At 73.2% G+C, this 19,733-nt stretch carries 17 protein-coding genes; 3 read left to right on the top strand and 14 right to left on the bottom strand.

From position 1 onward, the window contains the following. Positions 1–67: 67 nt before the first annotated feature. The 4 genes from ACWDVW_RS29295 to ACWDVW_RS29280 form a co-directional block, all read right to left on the bottom strand. Complete coding sequence (locus tag ACWDVW_RS29295) at positions 68–1,546, bottom strand: hypothetical protein (protein ID WP_396740323.1); 1,479 nt, start codon at positions 1,544–1,546, stop codon at positions 68–70. Between the two features lie 43 nt (positions 1,547–1,589). Beyond that, the gene (locus ACWDVW_RS29290) at positions 1,590–2,687 is read right to left on the bottom strand and encodes a hypothetical protein (protein WP_449955238.1); all 1,098 of its coding nucleotides are present in this window, start codon (positions 2,685–2,687) and stop codon (positions 1,590–1,592) included. Between the two features lie 162 nt (positions 2,688–2,849). Next, positions 2,850–4,190: a class I SAM-dependent methyltransferase gene (locus ACWDVW_RS29285; RefSeq protein WP_449955236.1), complete on the bottom strand. Its 1,341-nt coding sequence runs from the start codon at positions 4,188–4,190 to the stop codon at positions 2,850–2,852. A gap of 156 nt (positions 4,191–4,346) precedes the next feature. Then, a complete protein-coding gene (locus ACWDVW_RS29280; protein WP_449955233.1) occupies positions 4,347–5,729 on the bottom strand; it encodes an FAD-binding oxidoreductase in 1,383 nt (460 codons plus the stop codon). Positions 5,730–5,830: 101 nt separating this feature from the next. On the opposite strand from ACWDVW_RS29280, the gene ACWDVW_RS29275 reads away from it, so the two are divergent. After that, positions 5,831–6,529 carry an RICIN domain-containing protein gene (locus ACWDVW_RS29275; RefSeq protein ID WP_449955230.1) on the top strand — a complete coding sequence of 233 codons (699 nt, stop codon included), beginning with the start codon at positions 5,831–5,833 and terminating at the stop codon, positions 6,527–6,529. 110 nt (positions 6,530–6,639) lie between these two features. Here ACWDVW_RS29275 and ACWDVW_RS29270 read toward each other — a convergent pair whose 3' ends face one another. Genes ACWDVW_RS29270 through ACWDVW_RS29255 form a run of 4 tightly spaced genes read right to left on the bottom strand, consistent with a single transcriptional unit; the run spans position 6,640 to position 11,223 of the window. After that, on the bottom strand, positions 6,640–7,101 hold the full coding sequence (locus tag ACWDVW_RS29270; protein ID WP_449955227.1) for a hypothetical protein: 462 nt from the start codon (positions 7,099–7,101) through the stop codon (positions 6,640–6,642). A 10-nt stretch (positions 7,102–7,111) separates the two neighbouring features. Then, on the bottom strand, positions 7,112–9,064 hold the full coding sequence (locus ACWDVW_RS29265; RefSeq protein WP_449955225.1) for a vWA domain-containing protein: 1,953 nt from the start codon (positions 9,062–9,064) through the stop codon (positions 7,112–7,114). 2 nt (positions 9,065–9,066) lie between these two features. Beyond that, the gene (locus tag ACWDVW_RS29260) at positions 9,067–10,572 is read right to left on the bottom strand and encodes a magnesium chelatase (protein ID WP_449955282.1); all 1,506 of its coding nucleotides are present in this window, start codon (positions 10,570–10,572) and stop codon (positions 9,067–9,069) included. 48 nt (positions 10,573–10,620) lie between these two features. Further along, positions 10,621–11,223, bottom strand: a complete 603-nt coding sequence (locus ACWDVW_RS29255) for a TetR/AcrR family transcriptional regulator (protein WP_449955222.1) — start codon at positions 11,221–11,223, stop codon at positions 10,621–10,623. Positions 11,224–11,306: 83 nt separating this feature from the next. Here ACWDVW_RS29255 and ACWDVW_RS29250 point away from each other — a divergent pair, with 83 nt between their 5' ends. Continuing rightward, a complete protein-coding gene (locus tag ACWDVW_RS29250) occupies positions 11,307–11,762 on the top strand; it encodes a GNAT family N-acetyltransferase (protein ID WP_449955219.1) in 456 nt (151 codons plus the stop codon). A gap of 34 nt (positions 11,763–11,796) precedes the next feature. Here the strand turns inward: ACWDVW_RS29250 and ACWDVW_RS29245 are convergent, their stop codons facing one another. The 6 genes from ACWDVW_RS29245 to ACWDVW_RS29220 all read right to left on the bottom strand — a co-directional run bounded on the left by ACWDVW_RS29245 (position 11,797) and on the right by ACWDVW_RS29220 (position 18,516). Next, the gene (locus ACWDVW_RS29245; protein WP_449955217.1) at positions 11,797–12,765 is read right to left on the bottom strand and encodes an aldo/keto reductase; all 969 of its coding nucleotides are present in this window, start codon (positions 12,763–12,765) and stop codon (positions 11,797–11,799) included. A 67-nt stretch (positions 12,766–12,832) separates the two neighbouring features. Beyond that, positions 12,833–13,747 carry a lytic polysaccharide monooxygenase auxiliary activity family 9 protein gene (locus ACWDVW_RS29240; protein WP_449955215.1) on the bottom strand — a complete coding sequence of 305 codons (915 nt, stop codon included), beginning with the start codon at positions 13,745–13,747 and terminating at the stop codon, positions 12,833–12,835. A 93-nt stretch (positions 13,748–13,840) separates the two neighbouring features. Continuing rightward, on the bottom strand, positions 13,841–15,154 hold the full coding sequence (locus ACWDVW_RS29235; RefSeq protein WP_449955213.1) for an aminotransferase family protein: 1,314 nt from the start codon (positions 15,152–15,154) through the stop codon (positions 13,841–13,843). Positions 15,155–15,156: 2 nt separating this feature from the next. Continuing rightward, positions 15,157–16,122 carry an alpha-ketoacid dehydrogenase subunit beta gene (locus ACWDVW_RS29230; RefSeq protein WP_449955210.1) on the bottom strand — a complete coding sequence of 322 codons (966 nt, stop codon included), beginning with the start codon at positions 16,120–16,122 and terminating at the stop codon, positions 15,157–15,159. Next, positions 16,119–17,066, bottom strand: coding sequence for a thiamine pyrophosphate-dependent dehydrogenase E1 component subunit alpha (locus ACWDVW_RS29225; protein ID WP_449955207.1), 948 nt, complete (start codon positions 17,064–17,066; stop codon positions 16,119–16,121). The genes ACWDVW_RS29230 and ACWDVW_RS29225 overlap by 4 nt, the downstream gene beginning before the upstream one ends. 91 nt (positions 17,067–17,157) lie before the next feature. After that, entirely contained in the window at positions 17,158–18,516 is a 1,359-nt protein-coding gene (locus ACWDVW_RS29220; protein ID WP_449955204.1) for an MFS transporter, read from the bottom strand. A gap of 243 nt (positions 18,517–18,759) precedes the next feature. On the opposite strand from ACWDVW_RS29220, the gene ACWDVW_RS29215 reads away from it, so the two are divergent. After that, entirely contained in the window at positions 18,760–19,530 is a 771-nt protein-coding gene (locus tag ACWDVW_RS29215) for a ferritin-like domain-containing protein (protein WP_449955201.1), read from the top strand. The last annotated feature ends 203 nt before the right edge of the window (positions 19,531–19,733 follow it).

The raw sequence follows: 19,733 nt of genomic DNA, 5'->3' as shown, positions 1-19,733 counted from the left end.
GACCCGCCGGGCGGCGTGAAAGGAAGGGACCCTTTCTAACGCCTGGTGTATAGGAAGGGTCCCCTCCTTACACCTCGGGCGGGTCGAGGGTGGGCGGACCGCCGTGAGTCCACGGGGTCTCCGCCACGGTCGGGAACGTGCCGCTGGGCACGAACGCCTCGCTGAGCGTGGTGTAGCAGAGCCGCTGCCCCACCTCGGGCACGCTGCCGGGGCTGGCGGTCAGCCCCCGACCCATCCCGCCGGAGAGCTCCAGCACCACCTCGGTCTTGCCCTCGGCGGTCGGGGTCACGAAGACCACCCGGGCCTTCTGCCCCGGTCGGGCCGGGTTGCACAGACTCGCGCCGACCGGCACCAGCACCGGTTCGGTGGTCACCAGTTGGATGCGCGGACGCAGCACCGGTCGGCGTCCGGTGTCGTCCACCCGTGTCGGGTCGGCCAGCACCACCTCGCCGACGAACGCCTCGCCGGTCAGCCGGTACTCCGCCATCACCAGCGGATCGTCGTAGGCGCGCTGCACGGCGTAGCTCGCGCCGGCCCGTTCCAGGCGGTGCAGCCGGGTCGCGGCGGCCACCGCACCGTCGCGGCTGGGCTGCGGCGCGCCGTCCTCGTCGACGTGGTCGGCGTGCGCGGTGAAGGCGTCCCGGTCGCCGGTCCACCGGCCCGCCACCCGGGCGCCGGGCGGCAGCGCGCGCAGCAGCCCCAGGCCGCGCCACATCAGGTCCCAGGTGGGCGTGAGCTGGTCGCGCAGCAGCCGCTCCAGCTCCGCGTACGCCTCGGCGCGAGCCGAGGAGTCCGCGTCGGCCTCGGCGTACGCCTCGATGGCCGGGGCGAGCAGCCGGTTGTCGAAGTCGGGATCGGTGGCCGGTCCGGCGGGCGGGCACACCGTCGGGTCTTCGGCCCGGGCCGCCGCCTCGGCACCGGTCAGCCCGGACGGCGGGGCGATCCAGCCGAGCAGCGCCGGCAGGTGCAGGTCCTCCACCGCGCTCTGCCCGGTCGCCCAGTGCATGCTGAGGGCCTGGGTCAACGCCAGCAGCGTCGACGAGCCGGGATGCTCCGCGCGTTCGGCGAGGAAGGTCAGCCAGCGGCCGAGCAGCGGCACCGACGCGGGGACCGGGTAGTCGCCGTCGACGCGGCGGAACCGGGTGGCGCGACCGAGCAGCCGCAGGAACGTGACGCCCGCCGGGTTCGGCACCACCAGTTGCGGGGCGTCGAGGTATCGCTGCCGGACGTCCTTGCCCCGGTCGACCGCGACCGTCTCGGAGCCGAGGCGGTGCGTGTCGACGTAGGGCAGCAGGATGTCGGCCAGCGCGGCGGCGAACCCGAACCGCTGCTCCCGGTTGCGGGGCTGCGGCACGACGAGCAGGTGTCCCCGGCCCGGTGCGGTGCCGACCATGGCCGCCAGCGGGGCGTTCGCCTCTCCCGCCATGGACAGCGGCACCAGCACCAACGGCCGGGCCGACAGGTGCACGTGCCGGACGGTGGCCACCGGCTGGGCCACCCCGGCGGCGACCGCCTGCGCCGCCGCGAGCGCGCGCAGCGTACTCATGCCGGTGCTCCGCCGGGCGCGGTCCGGCCGCTCGTCGGGGGCCTCACGCCGACCCGGCCAGGGCGTCGGCGCGCAGGCGGGCGGCGGTCCGCAGCAGCGCCGCGGCCTCCTCCTGCTCCGGGTCGGTGGCGGGTTCGCCACCGGCGAGCGCTAGGACCCGGTCGACGTCCTCGATGCCGCCGAGCGCCTCCCGCACCGGGCGGCCGAGCGCACCGGTGTGCCCGCCCGCCTCGTGCCGGCAGAAGTAGGCCAGCTCGCAGGTCGCCAGGCAGTCGGGGGCGTAGCGGGCCGGCACCCCGCCCAGCGAGGCGAGCAGCGCCGACGGGTCGGCACCCGGGTCGGCGGTGAAGTCGGCCGGTACGTCGTCGAGCAGTGTGTCCAGCCGATCCATCCGGTCCAGTTGCCGGCGTACCACCAGCAGTTGCTTGCGCACGTCGATCAGGTGCGCCACCGGCTGGTTGGTGAAGTCGCGCGGACACACCAGCACCACCTCGTGCGACACCGACTCCATCGGTTGGCCGGCGGCGACGAGCAGGTCCCGCAGAGCCAACACGTACACCGCGGACTGGATCGCGGCGGCGGCCAGCTTGGCCGGGTCGGCCTGGCCGTCGATCACCGGGAAGGACTTGACCTCGACCACGTGGAAGCGGCCGCCGAGCCGGGCGGCCACCAGGTCCGGCTCCAGGTGGACACGCTGCCCGGCGACCTCCAGGGCGAGCATCGGGTGGTCGAACAACGCGGCCGAGTCGTCGGGACCGTCCGGCGCGGCGGTCAGGAGCGCGGCCGAGCGTCGCTGGCGGGCCGCCATGTCGTCGCCGTCGCCGAGCGCCGTCCACCGCGCCGAGGTCGGCACCGGTACGCCCAACCGCTCGGCGACCAGCCGCAGCAACTCGGCGCCGTCGTCGGCCTTCACCTGCGCCTCGAACGCGTTTCCCCGGGTGATGGCGAACCGGGACTGCCCGAACCGGGCAGGGAAGCCGATCCGCTCGGCCAGCAGCGGCTTGTCCACCCCGGCCCCGTCCAACACGGCCCGCCGGGTGCAGCCCGGGTTGCCGGTCAGCGCGGCGATCGTCCGGGCGTTGTGCCGACGCGGGGGGATGCCGCCGCGGATCGCGGCCAGTCGCTGCTCGCTGCTCGTCACGACAGGCCACGATAGCCGCGCCGGCCCACCGGCCCGGCCGACCCGCCACGACCTACCGGAAGCATCGCGCTACGTGGCGTTCGCGACACTTTCTGCAGTAGGAATCGGGGAAGGCCGCGCCGATCGATTCGGCGCGGCCTTCGAGCCGACGAGGTCAGCGGGTCAGGGCAGCCAGTCCGGCCGCAGCGGATAGCCGTTGACCGCGTCCGGGCCGTTGCGCGTGGCCAGCACCTGGTGCAACTGGATGCCGTTGCGCTCGAACGCCAACCGCGAACCGGCCATGTAGAGCCCCCACACCCGCGCCGTGCCGGAACCCACCTCGGCGACGCAGAAGTCCCAGTGCTCCACCAGGTTGCGGCACCACGCCGCAAGCGTCAGCGCGTAGTGCTGGCGCAGGTTCTCCTCGTGGTGCACCTCCAGCCCCACGTCGTGCAGCTCACTGATCACCCGCCCGGGACCGGCCAACTCACCGTCCGGGAAGACGTACCGGTCGATGAAGGCGCCCGAGCGGTGCGGCGCCCGGTTGTCGGCCCGGGTGATGCAGTGGTTGAGCAGCCGCCCCTCCGGACGCAGCCGGTCCCGCAGGAAACCGAAGTACGCCGGGTAGTTGCGCACTCCGATGTGCTCGGTCAGCCCGATCGAGGAGACCGCGTCGAACTCCTTCCCGGGCGCGTCGCGGTAGTCCATGTGCCGCACCTCGGCCAGCCCGGTCAGCCCCTCGCGCGCGATCGCCGCCTGCGCCCACTGGGCCTGGGCGCGGGACAGCGTCACCCCGAGGGCCTTGACGCCGTACTCGCGGGCCGCGTGCCGGACCATGCCACCCCAGCCGCAGCCCACGTCCAGCAGCCGCATCCCGGGACGCAGCGCGAGCTTGCCGGCGACCAGGTCGTACTTGCTCGCCTGGGCTTCCTCCAACGTGTCGTCGGGGCTACGGAAGACCGCACAGGTGTACGTCATCGACGACCCGAGCACCTTCTCATAGAAGGCGTTGGATACGTCGTAGTGGTGGGAGATCGCACTGCTGTCCCGGAACCGGGAGTGCCGCAGCCCGCCCACGATCCGCTTCCAGCGGGGCAGCGCCTCCTGCGGCGGCGCCGGTGGCGGCAACAGCCGCTCCCAACCCAGCCCGCGTGCCAGCGCCAGCCCCTCGGCCACCGTCGGCGTGCGTACCCGAAGCTCGTCCTTGAGCACCCGCAACGCCTCGTACGGGTCGCCCGGGTGCACCCCCTCCAGCGCCAGGTCCCCGCTCACGTACGCCCGTGCCATGCCCAGGTCGCCCGGCGCGGTGAGCAGGTACGACAGGCCCCGCTCGGATCGGATCGACAGGGTGATCCCGGCGTCGGCCGGACCGAGTCGACTGCCGTCGTACCCGGTGACCCGGACCGGCAGCGGGCCTGCGGTGAGGGCCCGGACCACGTCCGCGACGCTCGGACCACGTCGGCCGCTCCCGGCCGGCGGTGTAGCGGGAGCACCGGCCCCCTGATCCCTCTCAATAAGGCTCATGCCGGCACTCCGCTTCGCTCCGTGCCACCATGAGACTCGAACGCACTGAACCTGATGATTCGCTCGCTACGCTCGCTCATGCCGGCACTCCGCTTCGCTCCGTGCCGACATGAGACTCAAACGCACTGAACCTGATGATTCGCTCGCTACGCTCGCTCATGCGCGCGCTACCGCCTTTTCGTACAGTCCGGTGAGCCGATGTTCCGGGTCGTACCGGTCCCGCACGGCGCGCCACGTCTCGCCGCCGTAGAGCCGGTCGAACGAATCCCGGTCGTAGTACGCGTCGGAGTAGAGCGACTTGTGCCCGCCCGTCTCCGACACCGCGCGCTCGATCTCCCGGTTGACGTCGCCGTCGGCGGCGCCCTCCGCGATCGGCACGCTCCCCCAGAACCCGATGTTGACGTAGTCCTGCCCGGGCCGGAGCGGGTACAGCGGCCAGGACCGGGCGGAACCACTGCCCGTCGGCTCGCGGAGCCGCAGCGGACACAGCCACACCGGGGCCATCCCCACCCGGCGGGCGAACCAGTGCAGGAACTCGGCGGTGCGGTCCAGCGGGACCTCCACGTCCTGCACCACGCGTTCCCGGGCCGGCTGGCCGCGCCAGCGGTCGATCCGGGCGGCCACCTGGTGCCGGTGCTCCAGCCGCACGATGCGGTGGTAGACGTCGCTGCGCCGCCACCGGGCCGGCCACAGCCGCCGGACCAGCGGATGCTGCGCGCCGAACGCCGCCGAGCACCAGAACCAGTCGGTGTCCCAGCGCCACAGGTAGTCGTGGACGGTGAGCGTGTCGTGCGGCAGCCGGCGCAGCGACCGGTAGTAGATGCCCTGACCGGTGTAGTCGGAGACCCGGCCCGGTTCGTCGGTGAAACGGGCCAGCACCAGGTACGCCTCGCCGGGGCTGAACATCACCCCGTCCATCGCGTCGACGGTCTCCCCCGCCCAGACGCGGCCGGCGGTGATCTCGGCGATCGCCTCGGTCAACGCGGTCAGGTCGGTGAACCGCACGTTGCGCAGCGCCACGTGTCGCCGGACCGGTTGCAGCTCGATGCGCAGCCGGGTGGCGTAGCCGAGGCTGCCCAGCGAGTTGGGGAAGGCGGCGAAGAGGTCCGCGTGTTCGCCCGCAGGTCGGGCGGTGACCAGCTCGCCCGACCCGGTGAACACGTCCATCTCGGTGACCGACTCGTGCGGCAGGCCGTTGCGGAACGAGGTCGACTCGATGCCCAGCCCGGTGACCGCCCCGCCCAGGGTGATGGTGCGGAGCTGCGGCACCACCAGCGGCATCAGGCCGTGCGGCAGGGTCGCCTCGACCAGCCGCTCATAGGTGCACATGCCCTGCACGTCGGCGGTGCGGGCGGCCGGGTCGACGCCGAGCACGCCACCGAGCCCGCTGACGTCCAGGCCCGCCGTACGCGGGGCGTCGCGCGGGCGGAACAGGTTGGAGGTCCGTTTGGCCAGCCGCACCGGCCGACCCGGTGGCACCGCCGCGTACGACCGTCGCAGCTGAGCCACCGCCACGTCATGATCACGCAAAGCGTGCATGGGGTCACTTTACGCGTTGGGGGTGCCGTGGGCGGGCCGTCCACGCGAGAGTTACCGCACCTGCGATGGCGTACCGGCCCGGGGTGGGCCAGGATGCCGGCATGTCGGAAACCGATGGATCGGGCACCGTCTACGGCACCCGCCGGTCCGGACCGCCCCGGGACCCGGTGCTGCTGGTGGCCGGTGCGGTCGGGCTGGTCGGCGTACTGGCCGGGGTGCTGTTCGCCACCGGCCTGCTCGGTGGCGGCGACGACCCGCAGCCGGCACCGGTCGCCGGGAGCCCGACGTCGGCCGCACCGAGCCCGAGCGAGAGCTTCGCGCCACCGACCGTGGAGAGCCCCGAGCCGACGCCCACTCCCTCGCCCACTCCCGCCGAGCCCGACCCGAACACCGGGCCGAAGGTGCTCCGGGGCGCCGGCTCCGGCCTCTGCCTCGGGCTCGACGGGGACGGCGAGCGGGCGGTGGCGAAGCTGGCCGGCTGCACCGGCGGGCCGGAGCAGCAATGGGTGGTCAACCCGTTCGGCCCGGACACGGTGACGCTGACCAACGGCGCCCACAACCAGTGTCTCGACGTGGAGGGACGCAGCGGCGACGACGGTGCCCGGTTGCAGCAGTTCGGCTGCCACGGCGAGGACAACCAGCAGTGGCGTCTCCAGGCGGCCGACGACGGCACCGTGCTGGTGGTGGCCGTGCACAGCGGCAAGTGCGCCCAGGCCCGCGACGGCGGTGGCGAGGCCGGCACCGACGTCGTCCAGGCACCGTGCGACGGCAACCCGGCGCAGCGCTGGGCGCTGCAGTGAAAGGAAGGGCCCCCTGTTAACGCCTGCGGCATAGCAGGGGTCCCCTGCTAACAGTTCCGGGACAGCGAGCGCCGGACAGCGAGAGCCGAGCGGCGCGCGAGGGCGGGGTGTCAGGGGCGCAGGGCTTGCAGCTCGGTCAGGTGTCGGGGCAGGTGGACGCGGGTGTGCAGGTCGATGACGCGGCCCCAGGGCAACGGCTCGTCGACGACGAGGTCGAAGCCCTCGCGCAGGTGCGTCTCCACCGGCGTGTCCGCCCCCGCGCCGAGCCGGGCCACCAGGGCGACCAGTCGATCGCTGCTGCGCCGGAGCCGGTCGGCCAGCCCGGCCAGACCACCGGCCTCGGCGACCAACGCGTCCAGTTCCGGGCGGTGGATCTCGTCCAGCTCGTAGAAGGCGTACGGGGAGCCGGCGAGCACCGCCTCGGTCGCCTCGCTCATCAGCTCGTCGCTGGTAACCAGGTGCGCCACGATCTGCTCGGCGCGGTAGCCGCCGGTCGGCGGCGGCCCGAACCCGCCCGCGCCGACCTCGGCCAGCAGCGCGTCGTACGCCTGCCGCAACCCGTCGACCTCCACCCGGCCGAGCCTAGCGGCGACCGCGCCGTGACCGCAGGTAGTCGCTGACCACGTACTCGCCGAGGTCCTCGGTGTCCGGGGTGAAGACCCGGCCGCCGCTGCGCCGGGCCACCGCGTCGACGAAGCGGTGCAGTCCCGGGTCGTCACCCAGCATGAACAGGTTCAGCGTCGCGCCGTACCGGCCGATCCGGTCCACCTCGCGGATGGTCGCCTCGACGGTCTCCGGCAACGACGGCCAGTGGAACACCGCCTCACCGTCGACCGGGTCCAGGTGGGCGGTCGGCTCGCCGTCGGTCACCACCAGCACCACCGGTTCGGCGTCCGGGTGACGGCGCAGGTGCCGGCCGGCGAGCCGCAGCGCGTGTTGCAGGTTGGTGCCCTGGGTCATGTCCGGCTCGACCGCGGCCAGCTCCTGCTGGGTCAGTGTCGCCGCCCGCCGACCGAACCCGATGATCTGGAGCGCGTCCTGCGGGAACCGGGTCGCCATCAGGTGGGCCAGGGCCAGGCCGGTCTGCTTCATCGGGCCCCACCGGCCCTGCGAGATCATCGAGTACGACAGGTCCACGCAGAGCGCCACCGCCGCCGAGGCCCGCCGCTCGGTCTCCACCACCTCGAAGTCCTCGACGGCCAGTTGCAGCGGCACTCCGGGGCCGGCCCGGCGTACCGCCCGGGTCAGCGTCCGCACCACGTCGATGGGCTGCTCGTCACCGTACGCCCAGGGGCGGGACGCGCCGGTGACCTCGCCGGCCGCGCCGGCCGACCGCAGGTCGTGCTCTCCCCGGGGGCCGGCGGTCAACTCCGCGAAGACCTGCCGCAGCGCGGTGCTTCCGAGACGGCGGAGCGCCTTCGGGCTCAGGGTCAGACCCTCGGCGTCCCGGGTCACCCAACCCTGTCGCCGCAGCTCCCGCTCCAGTTCCCGGAGTCGGCGTACGTCGTCGGCGGCGTCCCGGCCGAGGGTACGCGCCACCGACTCGACGTCGATGTCGTCCAGGGTCGCCCCCGGGTACTCCTGCCCCAACTGGTCCAGCAGGTCGTCCAGCTCGGCTATCTCGTCCAGCGCCCCGGTCGCCTCGCCGTAGCCGAGCGGCTGCTCGCCCCGCATCCGCTCGCCCCGGCCCCAGCGCAGGTCGGGGCGGAGCGCCCGCAGGTTGCCCTCCAGGTCGGCCAGTTCACCGGCCAGCCGGTCGCCGAGCGACTGGCGCATCAGGCCGGCGAGTTCCTCCCGCTGCCGGTCGGAGAGCGAGTTCATCAGCCGTTGCCCGGCCGCCGACCGTCGGGCCAGCAGGTCGATCAGCTCGTCGACGTCGGCCGGCCGTTCCGGGAAGAAGTCGCCGTTCCGGCGCATGAACTCGGCGAACGCGTCGGTGGTGTCCTCGGCGCGGGCGTGCTTGGCCAGCAGGGCGTTCAGGTCCCGCATCATCTCGGCCAGCCGCTCCTGCACGGCCGGGTCGGCGGCCATCTGGGCCGAGGACCGCAGCCCGGCGAAACGCTGGCCGAGTACGTCGTCCCGCAACCCGTCGAGGATCCGCTGGTAGGTCTGCCGGGCCTCCTCGCTGGCCCACCGGTAGTCGGACAGTTCCCGCACCGCTCGTGCGGTGGAGCGGGGCAGGTTGTCCAGCGTCGCCTCGGCGAACCGGGCCGCCTCGTCCGAGCGGCCGGACAACTCGTCGCGCTCGGCGGCCAGCGCCTGGTCCAGCAGGGCCTGTGCCCGGGTCACCGCGCCGTCCAGGTCACCCCGGCGCAGGGCCTCCCGGCGGAGCCGCCGGGCGCGAGCGGTCAACGCATCCAGCCCGCCCCGCTCCTGCGGCCCCCGGCGCAGCAGTTCCCGCAGCGCGTCCCGCAGGCTGCCGCCGGCCAGCACCTCCTGGCCGACCTGGTCCACCGCGGCCTGCACGTCGTACGGCGGCGCCAGCGGATCGGGGCCGCCCCGCCACTGCCCGTACCGGAACCGGTTGCCGGCCATGGTCAGTCCCGGCCGCCGTAGCGGGTCCGCCCCGAGTCGGTCACGTCCTTGCCCAGTCGGCGGCTCAGGTGCAGCCCCTCCAGCACGAACTCGACCGCCGCGGCGGCCTGCCCGGGGCTGGGCGCGTCACCGACGCCGAGCCGGTCGAGCACCTTGGCCAGCCCCGGCACGGTGCCCACCTGGCGCAGCAGTTCGGCCGCCGACACCAGTTCCCCGGTCTCGACCGTCTCGCCCTCCTCGACCAGTGTGGTGAACCCGGACAGGTCCAGCCCGGCGAGCCGGGCCCGGAACGTGTCGGCGGTGGCGGTCCGGAGCAGGTGGCCGAGGATCTCGATCTCGCGCCCCTCCTCGCCGCTCTCGAACTCCACCTTGCCGCGCAGGGTGGAGGTCACCGACACCGCGTCGCCCACCCGCGCTACCGCGTCGAGTGCAAGGAAGGGACCCCTACTAACGTCTGCGGTAGAGGAGGGGTCCCCTGCTAACACCTCACCCCCAGCCGCAGACGCGCCCGGCACGGCAGACGCGGCGGCCAGCAGGCCGGCTCGGCGCAGCGCGGCGGCGGCGACCGTCTCGGCGGCGGCGACGGCGAACCGGGCGGAGACACCGGAACGCGGGTCGACCGAGGGCGACTCGCGGACCGCGCGGGCGAACCGGGCGAGCACCTCCAGCACGTGCTCCGGCACCTCGGCGACCAGGTCGGCCTCCTGCCGGATCAGCTCCAGTTCCCGCTCCAGGTCGGTCGGGTAGTGGGTACGGACCTCGGCGCCGAACCGGTCCTTGAGCGGGGTGATGATCCGACCCCGGTTGGTGTAGTCCTCCGGGTTGGCGCTGGCCACCAGCAGCAGGTCCAGGGGAAGCCGGAGTTGGTAGCCACGGACCTGGATGTCCCGCTCCTCCAGCACGTTGAGCATCGCCACCTGGATGCGTTCGGCCAGGTCCGGCAGCTCGTTGACGGCGAAGATGCCCCGGTTGGTACGCGGCACCAGCCCGAAGTGGATCGTCTCGGGGTCGCCGAGCGTACGGCCCTGGGCGAGCCGGATCGGGTCGACGTCGCCGATCAGGTCACCGACGCTGGTGTCCGGGGTGGCGAGCTTCTCGCCGTACCGCATCGAACGGTGCAGCCAGCCGATCGGCAGGTCGTCGCCGGACTCGGCGACCAGCGTCCGCGACGCCGGGGTGACCGGGTGCAGCGGGTGTTCGTTGAGCACCGACCCGGGGATCACCGGGGTCCACTCGTCCAGCAGGCTCACCAGTGACCGGATGAGCCGGGTCTTGCCCTGGCCCCGTTCGCCGAGGAGCACCATGTCGTGCCCGGCCAGCAGCGCCCGCTCCACCTCCGGCAGCACCGTGTCGTCGTACCCGACGATGCCGGGGAAGCGTGGCGCGCCGCTGCGCATCTGGGCCAGCAGGTTGTCCCGTAGTTCCTGCTTGACGCTGCGGTACCGGTGGCCGGCGGCGCGCAGCGCGCCGAGCGTGCCGGGCAGGTCGGCCGGCGGGACCGGGGTCATCGAGGTCGGTGCAGTCACCCGCCCAACGCTAGCGCGCTCGGAGGGCTTTCAGCTCTCCTCGTCGGATCCCCGGCTCAGCCGGGTGAGCGCGGCGTCGACGGCGACCCGCTGCGACTCCTCCGAGTAGGTCTGCGGATCGACCGCCGCCAGCGCGTTGAGCCCTTCGACCACCGCGACCAGGCTGATCGCGGTGTCCGCGCAGGCGGCCGGCGGCCAGTCCGGGCGGACCTCGGCGACCAGGCCGCCGATACGGTCCAGGAACCGCCGGTTGTAGGCGCGGTGCAGGTCGGCGAGGACCGGGTCGGCCAGCGCGGCGGCGAGGAAGCCGACCCACACCCGCGCCTCCTCGCGCTTCTCCTCGGTCGGCGAGGCGGCCTGCCACAGCACGGCACGCAGCGCCGCCCGGGGCGAGTCGGCATCGGCCTGGGCGGCGTCGGCACGCTGGCCGGTACGCCGATGCAACAGCTCCCGGGCGTGCACCAGCAGCGCCTGTTTGTCGGCGAAGGTGTGCAGCACCATGCCGGTGGTGCAGCCGGCCCGTTCCGCGACCGCGCGCAGGGTGAGGCCGGGCAGCCCCCGCTCGGCCAGCACCGACCAGGTGGCCGCCGAGAGGCGACGCTGCTGGTCGGCAAGGTCGCGCCGTCTGGGCATCCGTCCCCTCCCCTGGCCGTGACCCCATACCGTAGCGTACGTTACGGTAACGCTTGTTACGGATCACCGGAGAGGGAACGACCATGATCTCCATCGACCACGAGCCGTGGGACTCGACCGACGCCACCCGCCTACGCGCCGCGCAGCGCGCCGAACTCGACGCCCGCTACGGCTGCGACGACCACGAGCCGGGGGCACCGCCCGCCGCCGAGACCGTCAGCGTCTTCCTCGTCGCCCGCGACGCCGCCGGCACCGCCGTGGGCTGCGGCGGCCTGCGCCTGCTCGGCCCCGGATCGGCCGAGATCAAGCGGATGTACGTCGTCCCGCCGGCCCGGGGCACCGGCGTGGCCGTCGCCATCCTGCGCGCCCTGGAGGACGCGGCCCGCCAGGCCGCCGTGCTCACCCTGCTGCTGGAGACCGGCACCGCCCAGCCCGACGCGCAGCGCTTCTACGAACGCGAGGGCTACCGGCCCATCGAGAACTTCGGCCCGTACCGGGGCGCGCCGCTCTCCGTCTGCTACGCCCGCGACCTGCCCTGAGGAACCGCCGCCGCGCCAGCGGCGGGCACCGAGGTCAGCGGCCGGCGCGGGCCTTGATCATGCGCGGTACGGCGGCCAGGCCGGTCAGTGGGCGGAACGCCCGGGCCGCGTTGACCAGGGCGGCGTACTCGTCCTCGGTCAGGTCGATCTCGGCGGCGGCGGCGTTGCGCTCCATCTGCTCCACGCTGGACGCCCCGGGGATGGCCACCACGTTCGGGTGCCGCAGCACGTACGCCAGGGCGATCTGGCTCGGCGTGGCGTCGTGGGCGGCGGCCACCTGACGCAGCGTCTCGATCAGGGCGGTGCCCCGGGCCAGGTTCTCCGGCAGGAAGTACGGGTTGGCCCGGCGGATCGCGCCGACCGGTGGGTGCCGCACGTCGTACCGGCCGGAGAGGAATCCCTGGGCCAGTGGGCTGTACGCGATGACGACCCGACCCGCCTGCTCCGCGTACGGCAGCAGGTCCCGCTCCGGCTTGCGGTCCACCATGCTGTAGCGGACCTGGTTGCTCAGCACCCGCCGACCCAGCACGGTCTCGGCGACCTGCCAGCGGCGCAGGCTGTAGTTGCTCACCCCGACCTCGCCGACCAGGCCGACGTCCTGCAACGCGCGCATGCCCCGCATGGTGGTGCCGTCGGCGACGAGCGGGTTGGGCGAGTGCACCTGGTAGAGGTCGATGCTGCTGACGCCGAGCCGGGCCGCCGAGGCGACCGCCCGCTGCTGCACCACCGCCGCCACCGGCAGCACCGGGAAGATCTTGGTGGCCACGGTGACCTTGTCCCGGTCGGCGGCCAGCGCGGCACCGAGGATCCGTTCGCTGCGACCGAGGCCGTAGATCTCGGCGGTGTCGAAGACGGTCACCCCCAGCTCGACGGCACGCCGGACGATGTCCGCCGCCAACCGCTCGTAGTCGGGGCCGTAGCCCCACTCCCGCGAGCCGAACTGCCAGGTGCCGAGACCGATCTTGGACAGGGGCTTCGGGGTGTCGAGCTGCACGTAGCGCATGACGTCGACCGTACCCGCCGCGTCGTTCCCGGGCCGCCGCTCCGGCGGGCGAGGTCGCGCCGGACGGTCACCAGGGGCGCGGGTTGGCCCGGTGGTTGCGGACGGTGCAGACCGGCCCCTTCGGTGGCCCGCCGCGCGAGCCGCGCAGCCGCAGGGCGATCGACACGAGCAGCAACGTGAGCAGCAGGCCGCCCGCGACCAGCGGCCAGCGGCGGCCGTCCAGGTAGGTGACCGCGGCGACCGGTACGTTGTCGGCGACCTCGGTGGTCGCGTCGGCACCGACGCCCGGCAGCCCGTTCTCGGCCTCCGGGGTGCCACCGGCGGAGCCTGCCGGCGTGATGCCGCCCGGCCGCAACGCGTCGACCGCCACGACGTCCACGTCCGAGCAGGAGTAGTAGGTGTCGGCGGTATCCGAGTGCTGCCAGATCGTGTAGATCACGTGCCGGCCGCTGCGGTCCGCCGGCAACCGGCCGGACATCAGGTACGTCCCGTCCCGCAGCGGCGGGTCGGTGATCCGCAGGAAGGGCAGCCGGTCCAGGTCCGCCCAGGTCAGCTTCCTCGACGGGGTGTAGCCCTCGCGGGTCAGGTAGAGCCGGAAGGTGCCCTTGTGCGCGGTGGTGGCACGGTACTGGAAGGCGAACTCCGCGCCGGCGGTCAGCGGCGTCGCCGGCCAGTCGGTGCGCGGCAGGTCCAGCCCCCGGTACGCGGACAGGCCGCCGCTGCACAGCTCCCCGTCGGGGATCACGTCCCGGTCCCGGCCGTCGACGCCGTACACCCGGACGTTGTCCCACTCGCGCAGCGCGGCGCCCTCCTGCACCGCCGCCAGGCAGGCCGACGTGCCCACGTGCGGACCGTCCGGCGCGCACGCGGCCGAGCGGCTGACCGGGTACGTCGGGGCACCCTGCGCGGCGGCGGGCAGCGCACCGGTCGTCGTCCCGACGAGGGCGACCAACGCGACGACGACAACTCGACGTACGGCCATGTTCTCGGACCTCCCACGCACCAGTACGGGCCACAGGCGTCGACAGTTCGATCTCTGCGGCCCGGATCTGGCGGGTCGGCCGACCGGCCGGCGTCAGGAGCGGTACGCGGCCACCGCCTTGGCGAACCGTTCCACCAGTTCGCGGCAGTCGTCGGTGGAGACGGTCAGGTGCGGCAGCAACGGCATCACGCCGCTCGCGTAGCTGGTCAGCAGCCCGTACTCGCGGCACACCCCGCGCAGGTTGTGGACGTCGCGCAACGACCAGAGTTCGCCGTCGGCGTCGCGCAGCTCGACGCCGAGCATCATGCCGATGCCGCGGACCGCGCCGATCCGGGGATCCGCCTGCGACGCGGCGTCCAGCATCTCGACCAGTTCGGCGCCGCGTCGGCGTACCGCGGGGAGGAAGCCGTCGGCGGTGAGGATGTCGAGCACCGCCAGACCGGCCGCCGCGCCGATCGGGTGGCCGTCGGTGGTGGAGCCGTTGGGGAAGCCGAGCCGCACGGGCGGGTCGGCGAGGGCGTCGTAGATGTCGCTCGCCACGACCAGCGCGGCGAGCGGGAAGTAGCCGGCGCTCAGGCCCTTGCCGAGCACCAGCATGTCGGGGACCTCGGCGAGCCGCTCGACGTAGGTCATCGCGGCGACCCGACCGGCGCCGGTGGTCACCTCGTCGGCGATGGTGTGGATGCCCCGGCGGCGACACTCGACGATCAGCGTCTCCAGGTAGTGCTCCGGCGCGGGCCGGAACGAGGTGCCGGAGACCGGCTCGAACATCACCGCCGTCACCCGCTCGACGCCGACCGACTCGATGGCGTCGAGGACCGGGCGTACGCACTCGCCGGTGCACGCGTCGGGGTCACAGGTCACCGGCGGCGGCGTCGTCACGTGCACCACGTGCCCGTCGATCGGGGCGGAGTAGTCGTGCAGGATCGGCTCGTCGGTCAGCGCCGTGGCCAGCGGTCCGGTCCCGTGGTACGCGTCGTGCAGCGCGATCACGGTGTGCCGGTCCGTCTCGCCGGTCATCCGGCGGTAGAACCGGGACAGCATCGCCGCCGCCTCGGTCATCTGGCTGCCGGTGTTGCCGAAGCGTACGTGCCGCAGCGGCTGCGGCAGCAGCGCCACGAGCGCGGCGGCGTAGTCGACGGTGACCTGCGGCGGATGCTCGTAGCGCATCACGGTGCCGCTGGGCAGCACGTCGAGCTGACGGGTCATCGCCTGCTTCACCGACTCGCACGAGTAGCCCAGCGTGACGTTCCACATCGACGAGCGGGCGTCCAGGTAGCGCCGCCCGGCGGCGTCCTCCAGGTGGCTGCCGGCACCGCTGACCAGGAACAGGTCGGGGCCGTTCTCCCGCAGGTGCGGGCCCATCGGCGTGAGGCCGTGCCAGACCGCGTACTCGCTGTTCGTCATGGTCATCTCCGCGGGGTGAGGGGGGCCGAGGTGTCGAGTGCCGCGCGGACGATCCGGTCCGCGTCGGGGAGCAGGCCGTCGAGCAGCGCCGGGCTCACCGGCGCGGGAACCGCGACGCCGGTGAGCAGCTCGACGTGCTCGGGGCGGGCGGCGCCGGTGCGTACCAGGTGATAGGCCAGGTCGGTCAGCACGGACCCGGCGCGGGGCTGTTCGTCGACCAGGATCACCGGCCGGTCGGGCACCACCATCGCGGCGACCCCGTCCCGGTCCAGGGGCGCCGCCGTCCGCAGGTCGACCACCCGGGCCTGGAGACCGTGCTCCGCCAGCCGCCGCGCGGCCAGCATGCTCTCGATGAGCGTGTTGCCGATCCCGACCAGGGTCAGGTCGTCACCGGGCCGGGCCAGACCGGCGACGCCGAACGGCAGCGGGTCCGCGGACGGCTCGGGCTCGGGCAGGTCGGTCCAGGTGGGGGTGAACAGGCGCGGTGACTCCAGCAGGACGACCGGGTCGGGGTGACGCAACGCGGTCCGCAGCAGGCCGCCGACCGCGTTCGGCGAGCCGGGTACGGCGACGACCAGGCCGGGGATCTGGCTGAGCATGCCGTACGGCACGTGTTCGTGCTGCGCGCCGAGGTGCTCGCCGCCCTGGGTGACGCCCCGGATCACCAGCGGCACCGAGAACTGGCCGTCGCTCATGTACCGCCACGTGGTGACCTGGTTGACCAGCTGGTCGAATGCGCTGAACAGGAACGCCACCCGGTTGACGCTGAACAGCACCCGCCGGCCCACCAGGGCCATGCCCAGGGCCATGCCGAGCATCGCGTTCTCCGCGATCGGCATCCGGACCATCCGCTCGGGGCCGAACTGCGCGACCAGGTCCTCCTGCTGGAAGGTGCTGAAGTGACTCAGGGTCGGCTGCTCGGTGAACGCCTCGCGGACCGCCTCGCCGATCGGGTGGCGGCGGCTCATCGGCCCGCCCCGATCAGGTCCGCGGTGACGGTCACGCCGGTGGTCGCGGTGGCCGGATCCGGGTCCCCGGCGGCGAGCGCCGCCCGCACCACCGCGTCGACCTCGGCGGCCACCTCGGCGTGCAGCGCGTCCAGGTCGGCCGTGAGTCGTCCGGCGGCCATGGTCAGCGGATCGCGTTCCGCCCACCGTCGCCGTTCCTCCTCGGGCCGGTACTGGGCCGGTGGGTGCTGCCCAAGCTGGGTGTGGAAGTCCCGCAGGTAGGTGTGCGCCACGACGACCTGGGGTCCGGTGCCGGCGCGGCAGGCCGCCAACGCGGTGTCGGCCGCGTCGTGCACCGCCTCGACGTCGTTGCCGTCGACCTCGACGTACGGCAGCTTCAGCCCGGCGACGAGTTCGACGGGGCTCAGGTGGCGTACCAGGGCGCTGGCCGTCTGGTCCTGCCAACCGTTGTCCTCGCAGACCACCAGCAGCGGCAGCCGCTGGGCGGCGGCGATGGTGAGCGTCTCGTACGCGCCACCGGCACCGAGCGCGCCGTCACCGCAGAAGACCAGCACGGCGCGCCCGTCCCCGTCGAGCCGGGCGGCCATCGCGGCGCCGGCGGCGATCGGGATCTGGGCGGCGACGATCGACGTCGAGCCGAGCAGACGGTGGGTGCGGTCGGCGAGGTGCATCGAGCCGGACTTGCCGCCGCAGAGGCCACCACGACGACCGAGGACCTCGCGCATCACCCGTTCGGGCGGGCATCCGGCGGCGAGGGCGTGACCGTGGCAGCGGTAGAAGCTGACCACCCACTCGGCGGGGTCCCGGGCGCCCAGCACACCGACGGCGACCGCCTCCTGGCCGGTGTACGGGTGGATCGCGCCGGGCACCAGGCCCTGCTCCGCGCACCGCAGCAGACTTTCCTCGAACAGTCGGATGGTGAGCATGTCACGGTAGGCGGACAACAGGTCCATGGTGCTTCCCGTCGTTGGCTTCTCAGCGTGTGCGGTCCCGGGCGGAGATCGCAGAACGCGGTGCGCCAAACGTGATGCCGGTTCAACTTTCGGGTCGACGAGGTGCGGCGTCAACGGCTGGCCCCGAGGATGGCGCGATGCTGCCAACCTGGTCGTCAGCGTCGGATCCGTCGATTGGCGAGATCGTGCCATCTTCCGGGCCGGGCAGTTCGGTACCGCCGCCGCGCAGGCTGCTCACGCAGCCGCCGAGCAGCGCGGCGGAGGCGAACAGGATCAGCGTGGGCACCAGCCCCCACCACTGCGCCAGGGCTCCGCCGAGCAGCGCGCCGACCGGGATCGCGAAAGTCGTCGCGGCCCGCCCGAGCGCGATCACCCGGCCCAGTTGGTGGGCGGGTACGAGCGACTGCTGGAGGGTGGTGGTCGCGATGAACCAGACGGTGGCGCAGAACGCGAAGATCGCCTCGTAGACCACGAGGGTGACGAAGGGCGGTGCGACGGTGGCGGCCGGGATCAGGAACAGCGCGGCACCGGCCAGCGGGGCGAAGACCGGCACCACCCGGGTCATGCCGAGCCGGCGGATCACCCGGCCCGCCACCGTGACGGCCAGCAGGGACACCACGCTGCTGACCACGTAGGTGATGCCGATCAGCCCGGGTGACAGGTGCAGGTGCTGGTAGGCGTAGACGAGATAGAGGGCGCCGAGCGCCGACCCACCGAAGTTGAGGGCCGCCGCCGTCACCGCCACCCGGACCAGCACCGGGCGCTGGCGCATCGCCGCCACTCCCTCACGCAGCTGGTCGAGCATGCTGCCCGCCGTACCGTCGGAGGTGGCGGCGGGACCGGTGCGGGCACCGATCCGCAGCCGGGCGTACGCGACCACGCTGAGCAGCCGGGCCAGCGCGTCGACGCCCATCGCGGCGGCGGCACCGGCCACCTGGATCAGCCAGCCGGCGAGGGCGGGACCGGCCACCTGCCCGACCGACCGGGCCCCGGCCATCGCCGAGTTCGCCTGCACCAGCCGCTCGGCCGGCACCAGGCGCGGTATCGCGGCCTGGAGGCCGATCGTGACCAGGGCACCGAGTCCGCCGGCGACGACCGCGACCACGGCCAGCATCGGGATGGAGAGCACGCCGAGCAGGCCGGCGACCGGCACCGTGGCGACCACGGCCGCGTAGCCGAGACTCCCGCCGACGAGCAGGCGGCGCGGTGATCGGGTCCGGTCGACCACCACTCCGAGCATCGGCGACGCGAGGGCGTGCGTACCGAACTCGATCGCGAACAACGCGCTGGCGACGAACGGTGACGCTCCCAGGTGGAGGATCGCCAGCGTGGGCAGCGCCAGCGCGGTGATCTCGGTGCCGATCACACCGGTCCCGTGCGCCGCGACCAACGGGCCCAGACCCTCCACCCGGCGCCGCAGCCGCCCCAGTCCCGCAAACATCAGCGCAGGGTATGCCGTCGGCGATGGCACGTCCGTGCCACCGCCCGACGGGCACCTTGACCAGGGTGCACACCGCCGTTACCGTTTCGCCAAGCTCCGGGCGGAGAAGTGGCTGGTAGCACCGGCCGCAGGCAGGACACGAGGCACCTGGCCGGTCCCAGCCGAACCCACGGGTTCGCCGCCGGGCCACCGTGCCGGACGTGGCGCCGAGATCCCCTTCCCCTGTCGGTAGTGGAGCTGGCCATGGTCCTCATTCGTCACGATGAACTCGACAACGACGCCGTCGCGTACCGCGTCTTCGGGGTGACCCGGGACAAGAAGGCGTGGCGGGCGAGCGACATCATCGGCGACGGACTGCGCCGCAAGGACTGGGACCGCACCGAGATCGCCTGGCGGGCCGCCTCGCGCGGGTACTACGCCGAGCAGGCCGGGCTGGTCGCCGCCGCCACGCTCGCGGCGAACACCGAGGACGCGCCGTTCCGCTTCAGCCTGGCCCTGGCCACGGCGGACGAGGCCCGCCACGCGGACGCCTTCTACCAGTACGCCCGCGCGATCGGCGGCGACGTCGAACCGGACGCGCAGGAGGCGATGGAGCCGCTCGACGAGATGCTGCTGAGCCTGCCGCACATGGGCCGGGCACTCGTGCACACCATCCTCGAAGGACTCGCCTCGGACGAGTTCATTCTGTTCGGCGAGATCTTCGCCGGTGATCCGCTCGCCCGGCTGTACGAGGCGGTGCGGACCGACGAGATCCAGCACATCGCCATCGGTCTGAACTATCTCTCCCGGGTCTCCGCCACCCCGGCCGGCGCCGAACTCTGGCGCGAACACGGCCAGGAATGGCACGACATCGGCTTCGACGTCACGGCGCTGAACAGCATCGCGGCGTCCTGTGCCAGATTGACCGGCCGCGACCCCGAGAAGGTGCGGTCCTGGTTCGTCCGGCGGCACCGGGCCCGACTGCGGGCCGCCGGTCTGTCCTTTCTCGACCTCGAAGGAGGTGAACGGAAATGAAGATCAAGAAGGTGGCGATCAAGAAGGTCACGCACGGCTCCTGCAAGTACGCGGTCATCCTGTGACCAGCAGGTGAGTGATCCCGGTGGTCCGGGTGGGGGTGACCCAGGGGCGCCTAGCGTTGCCAACAAGTGTTTGCCAACATTTGTTGGCAAGCTGATCGGGGGAGGTCGTCATGCTGCCCGGAACCACGGACGTCCTGA

The sequence above is a fragment of the Micromonospora sp. NPDC003241 genome (assembly GCF_053589795.1).
This window is presented reverse-complemented; position numbering and strand designations above follow the sequence as displayed.